Source organism: Sorangium sp. So ce367 (assembly GCF_051520455.1).
Classification (GTDB): Bacteria; Myxococcota_A; Polyangia; order Polyangiales; family Polyangiaceae; genus Sorangium; species Sorangium cellulosum_B.
This window is the reverse complement of record NZ_CP150334.1, coordinates 2060767-2078311: the sequence shown is the minus strand read 5'-3', so window position 1 is coordinate 2078311 and position 17545 is coordinate 2060767. Positions and strand designations below refer to the sequence as shown.

Below are 17545 nucleotides of genomic sequence, written 5' to 3'. Positions count from 1 at the left end.
CGATCGATGTGGAGTTCGACGATGCGCAGCCGCTGACGCTGAATGTCCTTGGCGATCGGCGAGGCTCCCTCTTCTTCGGGCCGATTCGCGGGCGTGACCGCGCAGGCGACAATGATGGGAAGGTCTGTGGGCTCGCAACGGCGGCGAGTTCACTCAGGTCAACCTGGCGTGGCTCAACTGGTGGCTCAAGGGCGACGAATCGGCCACCGGCAAGGGCATGCTCGTCGGCGCGAGCTGCCGCTTCTGCACCGACAGGACCTGGAAGGTCTCTTCCGCCAATCTGCCCTGAGCAGCGGCTCAGGATCAGCGCACCGGCGGGGTCGCGCCGGCGACGTCCTTGCGATACCCTCTCTTTCAGAAGCGCAGGCCCTCTGCGCCAATGTCCGTGAGACGGGCTCCCCTGAAATCTGTGGTGAGAGGCTGAGGAGTCATGCCGAACGACGTCCTTCTCAGCATCGCGGAGTGCCGCTTGATCCACAGGAGCCGTGGCAGCGGCGCAGACCGAGTTGCGGAGCGGGTCGCCCGGCCGCGCCGCTGGTAGCAGCAATGGCGGCCGAGCGTCCCGTGAGGTGCAGCAAGGTCGTCCAGGCAAGCGGCAACGCCGGCGTCCGCGAGCGGCAATGCCTGCGTCGCTCGCCCCGGAGGGCCTGCTCCTTGACAGCGAACCGCCGCCGCTGTCTGCTCGGCAGCAAGGTCCTGCTTCCGCATCGCCAGAGGGCGCCTTCGTCATGCATCTCGGCTCTTGCCTCGAGGATCGCTTTGTCGTCGAGCAGCTCGCCGGCCGCGGAGGAATGGGCGAGGTCTACCGCGGCCTGGACCGGAGCACGGGGCAACCCGTCGCGATCAAGGTCCTGCAGGAGCACCGGGACAGCGGTGTCGCACGGTTCACCCGCGAGGCGCGGGTCCTCGCGAGGCTCGACCACCCGCTCGTCGTGCGCCACGTGGCCGAAGGGGTCCTGCCTTCGGGCGAGCCCTACCTCGTCGTGGAATGGATCGAGGGCGAGGACCTCGCGTCGAGGCTCGCGCGAGGCCGGCTCAGCGCGGAGGACGGCGTGGCGCTCGCCGCGTCCGTCGCCGAAGCGCTCGGCGCGCTGCACGCCAATGGCGTCGTCCACCGCGATCTCAAGCCGAGCAACATTTTCCTCGTCGGGGGCCGCATCGATCGCGTCAAAATCGTCGATTTCGGGCTCGTCCGCGTCAAGGCGATGACGCCCATCACCGCCACGGGGACGCTGCTCGGGACGGTCGCGTACATGGCGCCCGAGCAGGCCCGGGGTGCCAGGGAGGTGGACGCGCGCGCTGACGTGTTCGCGCTCGGCTGCGTGCTCTTCGAGTGCTTGACGGGCCATCCCCCGTTCGGGGCGGCCTCCGTGGAGGCCGTCCTCACGAAGATCCTGTTCGAGGATACGCCGCGCCTCTGCGACCGAATGCCCGGCGCGCCGCCGCCGCTCGACGCGCTGCTCTCCCGCATGCTCGCGAAGCACCCGGGCGAGCGGCCGCGAGACGGGCTCTCGGCCGCCGGCATGCTGCGGGCGCTCGGCGCTGTGAAGGCACCGGACGCCGGGCTCCGCGGCGCCGAGGCGCGGGATCCGGACGCCGGGCCCCGGAACACGGAGGAGGCGCCGGACCCGCTCGCGGCGACGATGGTGGCCGCGCGAGCGCCCGCGTTGCCCCCGCTGCCCGCGCTCACGGACAGCGAGCAGCGGGCCGTGGCGGTGATCCTGATCGGCTCCCCCTTCGAGGCCAGGGGGATGGCTCAGATCGCGGACGCGGTGATCGAGGGGGAGGCGGCGGCGCACGGCGGCACGCTCGAGCGGCTGCTCGACGGGACGGCGGCTGTGCTCCTGTCGACCGCGCTGGTGGCGACGGATCTGGCCGCGCAGGCGGCGCGCTGCGCGCTCAGCCTGGGCGTGCGCGCGCCGGGCCGGCGCATCGCGCTCGCGATTGGCCAGGGGCAGGGCTCCACGCGCTCGCCCGTGGGGCCCGCGATCGACAGGGCCGCGCGGCTCCTCGGCCAGGCGAGGTCGGCCGCGGAGGAGCGGCCACGGGCGTGGATCGCGCTGGACGGGGCCACCGTCGGGCTGCTCGACGCGCGCTTCGACGTTCGCGACGAGGGCGGCGTGCTCACGCTCATCGGCGAGCGCGACGTGACCGATGCGCGGACGCTGCTCGGGGGCCCGACGCCGTTCGTGGGCAGAGAGCGGGAGCTCCGCATCATCGAGGCGCTCTTCCGCGACTCTGTCGAGGGCGGCGAGGCGCGGGCCGTGCTGGTCACGGCGCCGCCCGGCGTGGGCAAGTCGCGGCTCGGGCGGGAATGCCTCGAGAGCGTACGCGCGCGCGGCGAGCCCACGTCCGTATGGATCGCGCGGGGCGAGCCGCTTCGGGCCGGGTCGGCGTTCGGCATGCTCGCGGGGCTCATCCAGAGCGCGTGCGGCATCCGCGGCGGAGAGCCGCTCTCGACGCGGCAGGACAGGCTCGCGGCGCACGTGGCCGCGCGTCTCAGCGAGGGCGACCGCGCGCGTGTGACGGAGTTCCTGGGCGAGCTCATCGATGCGCCCTTCCCGGACGACCGCAGCCCGCCGCTCAGGACCGCGCGCCGGGACGCCCAGGTCATGAGCGAGCAGGTGCGCGCGGCGTTCCTCGATTTCATCTCGGCCGAGTGCGCGGCGCGCCCGCTCTTGATCTTGCTCGAGGACCTGCACTGGGGCGACAGCGCCACGGCGCGGATCCTCGACGTGGCCCTGCGCGAGATGAGAGACAGGCCGCTCTTCGTGCTCGCCCTGGCCCGCCCCGAGGTCAACGACCGGCTCCCGGAGCTCTGGTCGGGCCGACGGTTCCAGGAGATCCGCCTGCGGGAGCTGCCGGCGAAGGCCGCCGAGCGCCTCGCGACGCACGTGCTCGGCGGCCGCGCGGGGCCGCCGACGATCGAGCGGATCGTACGGCTCTCGGAGGGCAACGCGTTCTACCTGGAGGAGCTCATCCGCGCGACGGCCGAGGGAATCGGTGAGGGCCTGCCCGAGACGGTGGTCGCCATGGTGCAGTCGCGCCTCGGCGCGCTGGGTGACGAGGACCGGCGCGCCCTGCGGGCCGCGAGCGTCTTCGGCGAGACGTTCTGGTCGGGGGCCGTCGGGGCGCTCTGCGGCGGCGCGCCGGGGACCTCGTGCGTCGACGGCCGGCTCGAGGCGCTCGCGGAGCAGGAGATCATCGTGAGGCGCACGGACAGCCGCTTCTCCGACGAGCACGAGTACACGTTCCGCCACGCGCTCGTGCGCGAGGGGGCCTATGCGATGCTGACGGACGCGGACCGGTCGCTCGGCCACAGGCTCGCGGGAGAGTGGCTGGAAGCCCACGGAGAGCAGGACGCGCCGCTCCTGGCGGAGCATTTCGAGAAGGGGGGCGACGAGGAGCGGGCCGCGCGCCATTACCATCGCGCAGCGCTCGTGGCCCATTACGCGGCCGAGTCGGCGGCCGCGGTCGCGTACGCGCGGCGAGGGCTCGCGGCGCATGTGCCGGACGACCTGCGGGTCCGTCTCATGGGAGCGCTTTGTCAGTCGATCGTATGGCAGATGGCCTCCGTGACCGCCACGCTGCCCGTGGCGAGAGAGCTCATGCGGATGGCGCCCCCAGGGAGCGTGCCGTGGGTCCACGGCCTGAACCTCGTGATCTACGGCGCGCTCCTGGAGGGTCGGCTCGACGAGTTCATGAGCATGATCGGCCTCCTCCACGATATCGAGCCCTCGCCCGAGGCCGCGGACCCGTTCATGCTCGCCATCAGCATCGGGGTGCATACGCTCGATCTCCTCGGCCTGCTCAAGGAGGCCGACGTCCTGCTCGAGCGGCTGACGACGTTCCGGGACGCGCTCGGTGATCGCGAGCCCGTGGTCGTCTGCAGCTGGCACGCCATCCGCGCCCTGCGGTGGGCCTGCGCGCGGGAGGACCCGGCGGCCGCGCTCGTTCACACGAAGGAGGCGATGGCGATCGCCAAGGCGATCGGCCACGGGAAATACTACACGGTGTTCAGCGCGATCGCGGCCATGAACCGGTGGCTCATCGGGGCCACGGAGCGCGCCGAGCGCGACCTCCTGGGCCTGCGCGATGAGGAGCTGGGCAGCATCTCGTCAATGCGTCCGTTCGTCCTCGCGTGGCTCCTCGCGGATCGCGGCGCGCTCGGCGAGGCGCGCGCCTGGGCGGCAGGCCTCGTCGCGTCGGGTCAAGCAAAGCGCCTCCCGCAGGACGAGGGCCGGGGTCGCTGGGCGCTGGCCGAGGTCCTCCGCCGCGCGGGGGAGCTCGCCGCGGCCGACGCCGAGGCCCAGGCCGCGCTCTCGATGCTGAGCATGGCGTGCCCGCTCGAGGTGCCCGGCGTCCTGGCAACGCTCGCGGCGGTGCGCCTCGCGCAGGGACGGGCGGGCGAGGGCGCGGCCGCCGCCGAGGAGGGGCTCGCGAAATACCGGGCCATGGGCGGCTGCAGCCTCTTCTTCCGGGCCGCCTTCCTGCGCCTCGTCCACGCCGAGTGCCTGGACGCCGCGGGCGAGCGAGACGCAGCGCGCGCGGCCATCGCGGAGGCGAGGCGATGTGTCCTCGCGAACGCAGACAAGATCACGAACGCGGGAGACCGGGCGAGCTTCCTCGAGAACGTGCCCGAGAACCGCCGGACGCTGGCGCTCGCGGGACGGTGGGTCGAGACCTAGAGCGCCGCGTCGCTCGACGATCGGGCAGCCCCGAGATCACGGAGCGAAGGCGAACGCGACCCATATCGGCGTGGGTCGCGACGTCTCAAGAGCAACAGGCGGACCAGGTCCGAGAGGGGGCAGCGCACGCGAGGGCTCGTCGCTTCTGCCAAGAATCTCGGGGGGAGCCACGGACCTCGGCAGGTCCGCTGAACGAGAATCCGGCGCGGCGGACTGTGTCCGCTGCAGCGGACAGCCCAGCGGCGCGTGGACGCAGCGCCGCGGCGCGGGCCGCAACTGCGGGGGCATGGCCTTCTCAGCCGATCGCGCGCCGCAGGAGATGAGCCGGCGCACGGCGTGACGGTTTCCCTGCGCCTCGCGTGTTGCTCGTGCATCGGCCACCCCTTCCGCGCCAGCGCGCTGCGCTAGGTCAGCCAGTCCTGCCCAGCGCCGGGCCATCAGCGGCGCCCGCACCAGCCGGCGCAGTCCATCCCCCGCGCTCGGCTGAAGAACAGCCCTGCCGGGCCGGTGGCACAACGCATGCTCATGTGCCGCTCACGAAGCATCGCTTGGGTGCGACAACCATTCTTGCAGAGAGGAACACAGATGAACGGCGTCAAGGAGCATGTAAAGAGCACGTACGCGAACCGCGAGCCGAAGGAGATCCTCTCGCTGCCCGTCGAGGCGCTCCTCGGCGCCAGCGCCGGAGCAGCGACAGCGCTGGAGTCCCTGGGCATCCACGCTGTCTTCGACCTCGCGCTCTCCAGCGTCTTCTCCAACGCGTGCAAGCTTGTCCGGGCCAGCGAGACAGGGACGAGCGTGTTCGGGCAGTACGACCGCGTGCCCGCGGACGTCGTGGACCGGAACGTCGACCTCACCGACTGGGATTCCCTCGAGGCCGCGCCGATCCAGGTCCTGTCCGGTATCGACGAAGAGAACGGCCCGACGCTCTCCCAGGCGCTGGATGTCGTGACCGTCCGGGATCTCTCGCTCTGGCCGCCGTACCGGGCGGCGCGGGCGATCTTCGACGCCGTTTACAACCCCGAGGGCGTGCCCGGCTTCGATCCCTCCGCGCCAGACGATCTCATCCCGAAGACGGGCGAGTACCCGACGGATCGCGTCTTCTATACCACGATAGTCATCGACACCGTCGGGGAAGACCGGGGCCTCAAGTCGCTGGAGGAGCAGGGGCAGCTCGACATCCTGTCCGCCGTCACGGGGAGCGCCGGCTTCACGAAGCCGGCCTTGGGCGCGCTCCTGACCTACGCGCAATCCTGGTACACGAAGGGGGTCGCGCTCGGACATCTCCTGCACAGCGTGGCGCTCGCGCCGGGGGAGAGCACGAAGATCACCATCCTCGACTGGACCCGCCAGACGCGATCGGGCGTCACCGAGTCGATCTCCGAATCGGAGGCCCTGGCGAACACCATGACGCACAACCGGGCGATCGGCGAGGTCACCAGCGCCGTCGCGAGCGAGTCCCAGTCAGGGTTCTCGAAGCTGAACGCCAACAGCACATCGGAGCAGAGCGGCTGGAGCGCGGGAGGCGCCGTCGCGGGGGCCGCCCAGGGGATCATCGGCGGCATCGGCGGGGGGTACTCGCAAGGCAGGGCGAGCAATACGACGAGCGCGACGAGCTTCTCCAGCTCCCAGGGACGCCGGGAGCTCAGCGCGTCGATGGCGCAGCACATCGTGGACACGACCCATCAGGCCGCGAGCTCTGCGCGCAACCGCCGCGCGTCGCTCGTGCGCGAGGTCACGCAGACGGAGAGCGAGAAGGCCACGACCAGGACCGTCACGAATTACAATCACATGCACGCGCTGTCGATCAACTACTACGAGGTAGTGCAGATCTACCGCGTGGCGGTGCAGCTGAGGGAGGTGCAGAAGTGCCTGTTCGTGCCCCTGAAGCTGATAGACTTCTCGGACCCGCAGCTCATCGAGCGGTTTCGGTACACCATCGCCGCGGCCGCGCTGATCCCCGAAATCACCACGCTGCAGTACGCCGCTCCGGACAAGATCATGATCTCGTTCCCGGCGGGGGCCTCCGGGTCGCAGTGGACCCTGTCCACGATCCAGAGCACGGAGCGCGCCCTCAACCTGACGATCATGGACGCCTCGCAGCGCTTCCTGACTTTTCCTCGTCACGTGACGGTGGAGGGCAACAGTGTCTCATTGCCGCTGAGCTACGTCACCGTCCGCAATCCTGCGGACGGCGCCCCCCCCATCGACGCCATTGTCGTGGAGAAAGCTACCGGCGAGACGGTCGCCCATCCTATCGAGGAGGTGATTTTCACTCGCGGCGGCGGCTATGGAGCGGAGATCAACCTGGACATGCATGACGTCCGGACCGTCCGGGTGAGAAAGAAGTCGGAGCACGACGCGCGTGAGGTGACGGTCGTCGTGACTTTGTGGTTCGTGCTCCCGTCCACGGATCTCTCTGCCGTCGGCGCCATCTCGGCGACCGTACGTATCCCTGCCGGCGTGCACGAGGTGGCCGTCTTTGATATCGCCCGGACCGCGTCACGCGCCGACGTGCAGAAGCACCTGCAGGACAACGCCGTCTACTACAGCCAGCAGATCTGGCGCTCGCTCGACACGGCCGCGATCACGGTCCTGCTCGCGCCGTACACCTACGAAGGCAAGCCGATCCTCCAGCTCGTGGACTCGACGCCCGTGGCGGCGACAGGGAACTTCCTCGTGTTCCGGATGCACGCCGACAAGGCGACCGACGGCCAATGGAAGCAGTGGCTCGAAGACCACGGGATCGACACGCTGAAGGTGACCGAGGACATCGTGCCGCTGCCCAGCGGGGGCGTGTTCGCCGAGGCCGTGCTCGGGCGGTTCAACTGCGCGGAGAAGCTCGACATCACCCGGTTCTGGAACTGGCAGGACTCGCCGATCCCGGTCCAGGCTCCCGAGATCGCGCCCGTCCAGATCGCGTCGCGGGCCCAGCCCGACACCGACAAGCCCGGTCAGCTCAGCCAGCCGCTCGTCAACATCGTCAACCCCACGCCGCTGCCCAATCCCCAGGGGCTCGGCGCGGCCCTCTCGGCCGTCGCGAACGGCAACATGTTCCGCGACATGAGCGGCCTCGCCTCCCTCATGACGCTGGCGCAGGCGGCGGTGGCCGCCTCGAGCCAGGGCGCGAGCGACGCGGCCGAACAGGCAGGTACCAACATGGACTCGGCGTTCAGATTCGTCGAGGCGATGGCGCCGGCGCTCGCGCAGGCGCAGGCGCAGGCGGACAGGAAGAACAGCCCCACGAGCTCGAACGTCTCCAACCTCGGCGCCGCGTTGAACGCCGCGAGCGAGATGGACGGTCGCTCGCCCAGGCCCGCGCTCCCGGCAGCTGGCGACGCGGGCGGGGCCGCCCCGGCCGCGGAGACGCCGGCGGCGCCGGCGCCGACCCGCGTGGACCAGGTGCTAGGCACGTGTCCCCCCACGCCACCGCAGCCCCCGGCCCCACGCCCGAAGCCGACCGGCGCGAAGAAGCGTCAAATCATCGTGAGCCCCGTCTGGCCCGGCTCGAACGTGGCGGTCGACGGCACCTACACCTGCGATCTGGTCATGGCCGGGCAAGAGGGCAATGCCAAGCTCAGGGAGCAATTCGGCTTTGAGATCCCGTTCAAGGACAGACAGCCGAGGAGCAAGGTGGTCACGCTCCCGAGCGGCCTGTGGATGGTGACCATGCAAGCTAAGATCACCGCGCTGCCCGCCATGTTCGCCCCGAGCGAGGTGCCGGTGTCCGTACCGGTGCTCGGCTCCTTGAAGGTGCAGCTCGGGGGGACGCTCCTACCGCGACCGATGCCGTTCACCCTCATCGGAGAATACGAGGTCAAACCCACGGACAGCTTCCTGAACCTCCGGTGCACGCCCACGATCTTGGACGATCAGGTGGACAACGAGTTCCAGCTGACGGCCGATGGCCAGGTCGCGGCCGCGTACGAGGCTCAGATCAAGGCCGGTGTGCAGGCGGAGCTCAACGAACTGGTGGCGAAGGTGGGGGCGAGCGGGGAGGTGGTGCTGAACCCCCGCGTCGAGGTCCGGGGCAGCATCGGCGCCAACCAGAAGTTGACCACGAAGATCACCTACAAGAGAGTGACTGGATTCGAGCTCAAGCGCGTCTAGGAGTGAACACCGGAGTCCAGTGGTATCCAAGCGGAACGGAGCGATTTTATGGCTACAGTCAGGGCCGATGTGACGGTTCAGGATGTGACACTCTGGGTGGACGCCGCGAGCGGCGACGATGAGAACGACGGCACGGAGTCCGCGCCGCTCAGGACCGTCTCGGGAGCGGTCTCGCGCATCCCGCTCGTCATCGATCACGATGTCCACGTCAAGGTGAGGCCGGGGGTGTACCCGGAGAGCTTCAGCATCATGGTTCTCTTCGGGCGCCAGCGCGCGATCAAAATCGAGGGCACCGACTGGACGCAGGTCACGCCGCGCACGGGGCCGCCCGCGGGGAGGTTCGCCTCGACCGCCGGTCGCCACGCGACGGTGGAGGGGGCGACATGGGCAGCGGACGAGCTGAAGGGGCGCTTCGTCAGGATCCTGACCGGCGGACACGCGGGGAAGTGCCTCGTCATCGTGTCCAACACGGCGGACACAATCGAGCTGTGCACGGCGGCCAATCCGCTGAGCGGCGCGCAGTTCGAGCTGGTGACCCCCGCCGCGATGATCACCGGTGCCTTCGAGGACGCAGAGGCTCCGGTCGCATCCATCGCCGGCGTCGGGCGCGGGTCAGGCAAGGGGCTCTCGAGCGTGTCGCTCGTCAACCTGAGCATCGACGTCCTCGGACAGCAGAAGAACGGCGTATGGGCGGCGGGCGGCGTCGACGTCTACCTCGACAACGTGAAGATCTCCGGCAACGGCACCAGCTCCGACTTCACCGGCATCAGGGTGGACAATGGAGGCGGTCCCGCGCGGTGCGAGCTGACGGATTGCGTTGTCTTCGCCAATGCCAGGACTGACTTTCAGGGGGCGCAGGCGGCCGGAGCCGATCTCTCCGCGACCCGGTGCCTCTTCGACGGCAACGGCGCGTCGAGCAGGATCGGTGTCGGTGTGGAACATGGCACGGGCGCCCTCACGGATTGTGTCGTGCAGGGCTTCTCCAAGGCAACTCTCGGCCACGGCTGCAGCGCCGGCGAGTCCAGCGTCTCCTTCATGGGCGGCGTGATACGCCACTGCCGCGCCGGCGTCGTGGCGAGCGCCGGCGCCACGTTCACGCTGCGCGGCGAGATCCGCGAGTGTGCCGGCCGCGGCGTCGTGCTCCAGGAGCGAGCGCGCGGCGTGCTCGACGACGGAGGGGCCGTCCGGAGCAACGGCTCTCACGGGATCAGCTTGCACGGATACGGCGCGTCGCTCCTGCTGCTCGGGCAGCACGACGTCTCGAGAAACGGCGGGCATGGCGTCTTCACGGGTGGCGACCCGCAGGACGCGTTCATCGATGTGACGGCGAGCGCCGCGACGACCATGAACGAGAACACGTCCGGCGACTTCACGACGGATGGCGGAAAGACGTCCGTGGGCCTCACCGCGCTCCGGAAGCTCCCGGGCAAGGTCAGCGTGGATCAGCGTCGCGTCATTCGACTCGCTTCCGGATGAGCGGAGCCTTGAACAGCCGGGCGCTCCGCGGCGGCTACAGCCAGAGCAGGAACCTGGCCGCCCAGCCGGCACCGCGCGCGCCCGGTGCTCGATGAACCGGGACGCCTCGTCCGGTGCGGGCGGTGCCGACGTCTGCCTGCGTGGCGGGGTCCATTCCGCGTCGCCGAGGCAGCAGGCGTCGTTCCTCGTCGTTCACGGAGGCTTCGAGCCCGGCCGGGCCTCGTCGGGGCTTCCGCGGCGCCGCGTCAGGCCGAAGGCACGGACGAGCTTGTAGGCATGGGAGCGGGCGAGGTCGAGCTTCGCCGCCGCCTCGCCCACGTTCCAGCCGTTCTCCTCGAGCGCTGCGCGGAGCAGCTCCGCCTGGAAGCGGCGGGTGGCCTCCTGGAAGGTCAGATCCTTGTAGGACACGATCGAGACGGCGGGGGCCGCGGCGGCGCCCTCGGGCGCGGCGACGTCGCCGGGGAAGAGGTGGCGCCGCTCGACCTGGGAGACCCCCTGCGCCGCGGCGCGGATGGCGGCCGCCTCGATGGCGTGAGCGAGCTCGCGCGCGTTGCCGCTCCACTCCGCCGCCTCGACGGCGCAGCGCGCGTCGACGCTGAGGTGTACGCCGGGCAGCCCGTGGGTCTTGCAGGCCGCCGCGCAAAAATACTCGGCCAGGAGGGCGATGTCCTCGCGGCGCTCCGCGAGCGCGGGGAGGCGGATCGGGAGCACCTGGAGGCGGTAGAAGAGATCCTCACGGAACTCCTTGCGCTGCGCGGCGGCCTTGAGGTCCACGTTGGTCGCGGCGATGACGCGCACGTCGGCGCGGACGGGGCGGGTCGCGCCGAGGGGGTAGTACTCCCTCGATTGCAGCAGCTGCAGCAGCTTCGCCTGCGCCGAGGGCTTGAGCTCGCCGATCTCGTCGAGAAAGAGGGTGCCCTTGTCGGCGGCGGCGACCTTGCCCTCCATCTTGCGGTTGGCGGCGGAGTGCGCGCCGGGCAGCGCCCCGAACAGCTCGCTCTCGAGCAGCGCCTCGGGGAGCGCCGCGCAGTTGAGCTCGACGAAGGGGCCGCGCGCGCGCGGGCCGCTCTCGTGCAGGACTCGAGCGAGCTGGGTCTTGCCGGTGCCCGAGGGGCCTGTCAACAGGACGGTGACGTCGAGCGGCGCGGCGACGGCGGCTTGGGAGAGGACGAGCGCGAGCGCGGGGCTCTTGCCGACGATCGCGTCGGCGCGCAGGACGTGCCGGAAAGGTCGCGTCGGATCGGCCTCGTCGCGGCGGCGGAAGCGCATCATGAGGCGATCGGCGAAGGGGGCGAGGTGGCGGGCGAAGGCCTCGACGCGGCGGCGATCCTCTTCGGTGAAGCGGTCCTCCTCGATGCGGTTCTGCAGGTAAACGACGCCGAGCGGGGGAGCGTCGGCGGGGGAACGGACGCTGATCGGGGCGCAGATCACGGCCTCGATGCGGTTGCGCTCGACGCTCTCGTTGGCGCGGAAGCGCGGGTCCCGGAGGGCGGAGACGGTGATGATGGTGCGGCCGGTGGCCAGCGCCTCGGCGATGACGCCGCGCGAGAAGGCGGCGCGGATCTCGGCGACGTCCTTGTCCTGGCAGCCGTGGGCGACCCAGAAGGGCGGCTCGCCGCGCGCGTCCGGGTCGGAGACGATCTCGACATAACCCCTGCGGGCGCCGGTGATCCGGACGATCAGGGCGAGCGCCTCGGCGAGGAACGGCTCGATCTCTTCTGTCTGCCCCAGCTCGAGGAGCTTGCGATAGAAGTCGCGCTCCTGCTCTACGCGAAGCGCGGCGTCCGCAGGATGAGCGGGTGGGGCCGGGAGGGCTTCGTCATCCCGAGAAGGAGGCATGGTTCTTGGCTATACAGGAACGCAGCGCGGCGTGAAGCTCCGAAGGAGCAATGGCTCGGGGCCTCTCGAGCCGACCCCTCGCGCGGGAGAGCCTGCCCTATACTTCGCTCCATGAGCAGCCACCTCCTCGGTCGGGCACCGACGGATCCGTCTCCGTGGCTGGATCCCTCGGTGCCGGCAGGGACCGTCGTTGCCGGCCGCTTCACCGTGGAAGCCGTCGCGGGCCGCGGCGGCATGGGCACCGTGTATCGCGCGATGGACGCCCTCGGCGGGCAGCGGGTCGCCCTCAAGCTGATGCGCCCTTCCACCGACGCCGACTCTCCTCGTCGCTTCGCCCGCGAGGCCGAGCTGCTCTCGACCCTTCACCACCCCGGCATCGTCTCGTATGTCGCTCATGGTCACTCGGAGCACGGGCTGCCATTCCTGGCCATGGAGTGGCTGGAGGGTGAGGATCTCGCCCGGCGCCTCGCGCGCCAGCGCCTCGATCTGGACGAGACACTCTGCCTCTTGCGCCGCGCCGCCGAGGCGCTCTCCGTCGCCCACGCCCGCGGCGTCGTCCACCGCGACCTCAAGCCCTCGAACCTCTTCCTCCGCCATGGCCGCTCCGACGGCGTGGTGGTCCTCGACTTCGGCCTGGCCCGCCTCGCGGCGCCCTCCGTGGTGATGACGGGCAGCCAGACGATGCTCGGCACGCCCGGCTATATGGCGCCCGAGCAAGTCTCTCGGGAGCTGCAGCTCACCCCCGGCGCCGATATCTTCTCTCTGGGCTGCGTCTTCTACGAGTGCCTCACCGGAGAGCCTCCGTTCCGCGCGCCCCACCTCGTGGCCGCCCTCGCCAAGATCCTCTTCACCGAGCCGACGCCCCTGCGAAAGCTTCGCCCGGATCTGCCCGACGCCTTCGAGCAGCTCGTGAAGCGCATGCTGGCCAAGGAGCCTTCGCGCCGGCTCCCGCACGCGCAGGACCTCCTCGACGCGCTGGCGGCGCTCGACGCCCGCGCCGCGCCCGCGCATCGCCCGCCGGAGCCCGACGACGCCCCTCTCCTCCGCCTGACCGGCCAGCAGCTCGTCACCGTGCTGCTGGCCGCGCCTCGCGCCTGGGCGGCGGATAGCACGTCCACGCCGCCCGACGCGCGCCTCGCGCTGCGCGACACGCTCCGCGCCCTGCTGGCGTCCCAGGGCGCCGGGGTGGAGCTCGTGGCCGACGGGACCCTGGTCGCCACGCTGGTGGCCTCTTCCGGCTCCGCCACCGACCCGGCCGTCCTCGCGGCGCGCTGCGCCCTCGCCGTCCTGGAGCGCTGGCCCGAGGCCGCGGTGGTGCTCGCCACCGGCCGCGGCACGCTCGACGCGCACCTGCCCGCGGGCGAGGCCATGGACCGCGCCGGCCAGATGCTGATCGAGGTGGAGCGCCTCCCCGCGACCGAAGCGTCGGCCGCCGTGCTGCTCGACGAGGTGACGGCGGGGCTGCTCGGCCCCGGCTTCCAGCTCACCCGGCTCGATCCGAGCGGCTTTTGCCTGCTGCGCGGCGAGCACCTCGGCGCGGACGAGTCCCGCCCGCTGCTCGGCAAGCCGACGCCCTGCGTGGGCCGCGAGCACGAGCTGGCCTTGCTCGACATGGTCTTCACGACCTGCGTCGAGGAGCCCGCCGCCCAAGCGGTGCTGGTGACGGCCCCGGCGGGGACCGGCAAGTCCCGGCTTCGACACGAGTTCCTCCGCCGCCTGGAGCGCCACCCGCAAGCCGCCCTGGTCCTGCTCGGGCGCGGGGACCCGATGAGCGCGGGCTCGGCGGACGGCCTCCTGGGTCAGGCCCTGCGCCGGCTGTGCGGGCTCTCGGCCGGCGAGCCGCCCGAGGAGCGCACGGCGCGGCTCTCCCGGCGCCTCTCCCTGCATCTGCCGCCGGCGCAGGCGCAGGGGGTCGTGGAGTTCCTCGGCGAGCTCTGCGGTGTCCCCTTCTCCGAGGAGCACAGCCCGCCGCTGCGCGCCGCGCGCGGCGATCCGCGGCTCATGGGCACCCAGGTGGAGCGAGCGCTGGCGGCGTTCCTGCGCGCCGAGTGCGCGCGCTGCCCGGTGCTCCTCGTGCTGGAGGATCTGCACTGGGGGGATCCGCTGAGCATCAAGCTCCTCGGCGATGCGCGCCGGGCGCTCGCCGAGCAGCCGTTCATGATTCTCGCCCTGGCCAGGCCCGAGGTCGAGGCGCTGCTGCCCACCTCGTGGTCGCAGCGCATGCAGCAGGTGCCCCTGCGCGGGCTGAGCCGCAAGGCGAGCGAGCGCATCGTCCGCGAGGTGCTGGGCCCCGAGGTCCCCCGCCCCGTCGTCGAGCGGCTCGTGGCGCACGCCGCCGGCAATGCGCTGTTCCTGGAGGAGCTCATCCGCGCGACCGCGGAGGGCCGGGGCGACTCGGCGCCGGAGACGGTGCTCGCCATGCTCCACGCGCGGATCGGGCGGCTCACGCCCGAGGCTCGGCGCGTGCTGCTGGCCGCCAGCTTCATCGGCAGCGCGTTCTGGTCCGGCGGGGTGTCGGCGCTCCTCGGCGAGGAGATCAGCGGCCCGGAGCTGCGGCGCTGGCTAGAGCAGCTGGTGGCGCTGGAGTGGATCGAGCCGCAGCGCACGAGCCGCTTCCCCGCCGAGGACGAGTACCGCTTCCACCACGCGCTCGTGCGGGACGCGGCCTACGCGCTCGTACCGGAGCAGCTCAAGGCCGCCGGCCACCGCCGGGTGGCCGACTGGCTGGAGCGGCAGGGCGAGGGCGACCCGCAGGTGCTCGCCGAGCACTGCCGACGCGGCGAGCAGCCGGAGCGCGCGATCCACTTTTACACCCGGGCCGCCGAGCGGCTGTTCGATCACGACGACATGCAGGGGGCGGAGCGGTGCATCCAGGCGGCGCTGGCCCTCGGCCCGCGAGGAGACGCCCTGGTAGCGCTCCGCGCGCTCCAGGCGGCCACGGCCTTCTGGAGGGATGATTTCGCGACGATGTACGAGGTGGGCAGCGCCGTGCAGCCGCAGATGAAGGCCGGCGGCGCCCGGTGGTGCAAGCTGATCGACGGCCTGTCCCTGGGATGCGGGTTGAGCGCGCAGACCGAGTACCTGGAGAGGTTATGGCGCCTGCTGCTCGACACGGAGCCAGAGCCGGAGGCGCGGGATGCTTATTACCTGTCCCTCTGCTTCATGGCCCTCATGAACGAGTACCTGGGCGCCATGGCAGCGACGGGAGCGTGCCTGGAACGGCTGGAGCGCACCGGACAGGACGTGATTGCCCGGAATGGCGTCGTGCGCGGCTGGCGGGGTATCGTGCTGGCCTTCCGGTCTCTTTACCTGACGGAAGGGCCGTGGCAGGCGCTCACCTGGGCGAGGCAGGCCGTGCAGGCGTTCCGCGAGGTGGGGGCCGAGCGCGGCGAGGTGGCGGCGATCGCGTGGGAGGCCCAGGCGCTGCTGGCGCTCGGCGATCCGGGGGGAGCGCTGGAGCGGGTGCGCCACGGGGTGGCGCTGGCGCTGCGGGTGTCGCCGCGCTTCGGGGTCACCTTCGCCCAGCGGAACCTGGCCAGGATCCTCGCGGTGAGCCCCGAGCCGGCCGATCGACAGGAGGCGCAGCTCATGGCGCGCGAGTGGGTGGACGCCCGGACCGGCAACCGGGAGCACCTAGGCTACGCGAGCCTGATCCTGGCGCAGGTCGCGGCGGCCAGCGGAGCGCTCGCAGAGGCCGAATCACAGGCGCGCAAGGCCTGCGAGGTGATGGCGCCATTCGCGCCCTTCCTGTCCGAGGCGCGCGAGACGGTGGGGGCCCTGCTGCTGGCGCAGGGGCGCGCAGCCGAGGCCCGCGCGGCGGCGGAGCTCGCGCTGCGCGAGCTCGCTGCGGTGGGCGAGGGCGGCATCGCCAAGGTGGGGCTGCTCGTGGTCCTGGCGGACGCGTGCTTCGCCAAGGGCGACACGGCCTCCGGCGAGCAAGCCGTGCGCCGCGCGCTCCAGTGCGTGCGCGCGCGCGCCGGGGCCATTCCGGAGGGGGTCGTCCGGGAGCAGTTCCTGCGCCGGGTGCCCGCGAACGCGCGCGCGCTGGCGCTGGCGCGCCAGCTGTGGGGTGAGGCCGAGGCGTCGTGAGCCCTCATCAACCGCTCGAGACGGCCACCCCTCCGGCGAGGCTGGGCGCGCTGCGCAGCTCCAGGAACGGCGAATCCTCGGAACGGTAACGAGAGCTCGAGAGCGAAAAATCGACGTTACCCACCATCCAGGCCTTCATGCCGCCGATGTAGGCCTCGACCTGGCGGTCGAGCGATGGTCCCCACGAAGGGATGGCCCGCTCGACCTCGAGGAACCGATCGACGTCACGGTTGACCATCGACACGACGGCGTGCACGGCCTCCTCGAAGCCGATGTCCTTGTTGGCCATCATGACGCGCACCAGGTTGCAAGGCGTGTCGTTCCATAACACTTCCTTCTGATACGAGAACAGGTCGTTCACATACGCCGTATGTCGCACGGTCAACCGCGCCATCTCGGCCACGGCGGGGTGCTCGCGCGTCGCGTGCGGCAGCTCGAGCCCGGCCGCTATCTCGATGATGTCGATCGCCGGAAACACCGCTGAGTCGTGCATCCGGAGGTGCAGGTAGTCGTCCAAGAGCGGCACCTGGCCTCGCGCCCATGCGCTGGTCGCGCGAAGCGAGCCCTCGAAGAGGTACTGCTCGACGTGCGCGAGGAAGCGGCGCATCCACCCCTCAGGGGCAAGGGCCTCGAGGCACTCACGCAAGTGCACGGTGAAACGCGCGAACGGAGAGGGCCTCGCGGGGAGGTCCCCGGTCCTCAGGATACCCAGGTACCGCTCCATGATCGTCCGCACCGCGCAGACGTCCCGCCCCACCCGTGGGTCGTCGTCGTACTGGTCATCCAGAAAGAAGAGCCACTGGCTGAAGGTGCCGGCCGCGAGGAGGCGCCGGTGGCCGATGGCGTAAGGGTAAACGTAGGGATCGAGGACGATGATGCCCTCGAAGCGCTTCATCGCGCGCTCCTTGGCCTCTCCGCCGAGCAGTCCGACGCCGATCAGCGCGTCGCGGGACGCGCGCCGGTAGCGCTCCGCCCCGGAGTGCCGTCGAGAAGGCCAGGGGAGGTGCAGCCGATCGAAGGCGTTCGTGGAGCATAAAAAAGGTGTGTTCATGGCATCTCCTCATGACGGTCGTGCGCCTCGCTGCCCCCTGCCGCTCTCGTGACGAGGCGCATCGGGCGCGCAGGATCAGGACCTGTGCCGGCAGGGAGCGCCTCAGGGCGCTTCGTCGCTCCTCGTCCGCGCCTTCCGGAAAAGAGGGGGGCTGACGGGTGCGCCGCGCCGCGCTGGCCGGTGCCGAAGAGCAACCGGAGTGCCAGCGCGGTCATCGACGCACGCCCGATCGAGTGCGCGCATTCGAGCAGGCGCGATCGCCCCTCGCGTGAGCCCGGCGTCCGCTCCGCCG

The 17545-nt window shown here is 71.2% G+C and carries 6 protein-coding genes; 4 read left to right on the top strand and 2 right to left on the bottom strand.

The window, feature by feature from the left end; genetic code table 11:
• Window positions 1-728 precede the first annotated feature (728 nt).
• The 3 genes from WME97_RS07980 to WME97_RS07970 all read left to right on the top strand — a co-directional run bounded on the left by WME97_RS07980 (window position 729) and on the right by WME97_RS07970 (window position 10274).
• Window positions 729-4688: a protein kinase domain-containing protein gene (locus tag WME97_RS07980; RefSeq protein WP_437550830.1), complete on the top strand. Its 3960-nt coding sequence runs from the start codon at window positions 729-731 to the stop codon at window positions 4686-4688.
• Window positions 4689-5273: 585 nt separating this feature from the next.
• A complete protein-coding gene (locus WME97_RS07975; RefSeq protein WP_437550829.1) occupies window positions 5274-8798 on the top strand; it encodes a hypothetical protein in 3525 nt (1174 codons plus the stop codon).
• A gap of 84 nt (window positions 8799-8882) precedes the next feature.
• On the top strand, window positions 8883-10274 hold the full coding sequence (locus WME97_RS07970; RefSeq protein ID WP_437550827.1) for a right-handed parallel beta-helix repeat-containing protein: 1392 nt from the start codon (window positions 8883-8885) through the stop codon (window positions 10272-10274).
• Between the two features lie 192 nt (window positions 10275-10466).
• Here the strand turns inward: WME97_RS07970 and WME97_RS07965 are convergent, their stop codons facing one another.
• Window positions 10467-12113 (bottom strand): sigma 54-interacting transcriptional regulator, encoded by a 1647-nt coding sequence (locus WME97_RS07965; RefSeq protein ID WP_437550825.1) that lies wholly within the window; start codon window positions 12111-12113, stop codon window positions 10467-10469.
• Window positions 12114-12224: 111 nt separating this feature from the next.
• Here WME97_RS07965 and WME97_RS07960 point away from each other — a divergent pair, with 111 nt between their 5' ends.
• Window positions 12225-16202, top strand: coding sequence for a protein kinase domain-containing protein (locus tag WME97_RS07960; RefSeq protein WP_437550823.1), 3978 nt, complete (start codon window positions 12225-12227; stop codon window positions 16200-16202).
• Window positions 16203-16209: 7 nt separating this feature from the next.
• On the opposite strand, the gene WME97_RS07955 is transcribed toward WME97_RS07960, so the two are convergent.
• Window positions 16210-17253 (bottom strand): terpene synthase family protein, encoded by a 1044-nt coding sequence (locus tag WME97_RS07955; protein WP_437550821.1) that lies wholly within the window; start codon window positions 17251-17253, stop codon window positions 16210-16212.
• Window positions 17254-17545: the final 292 nt, after the last annotated feature.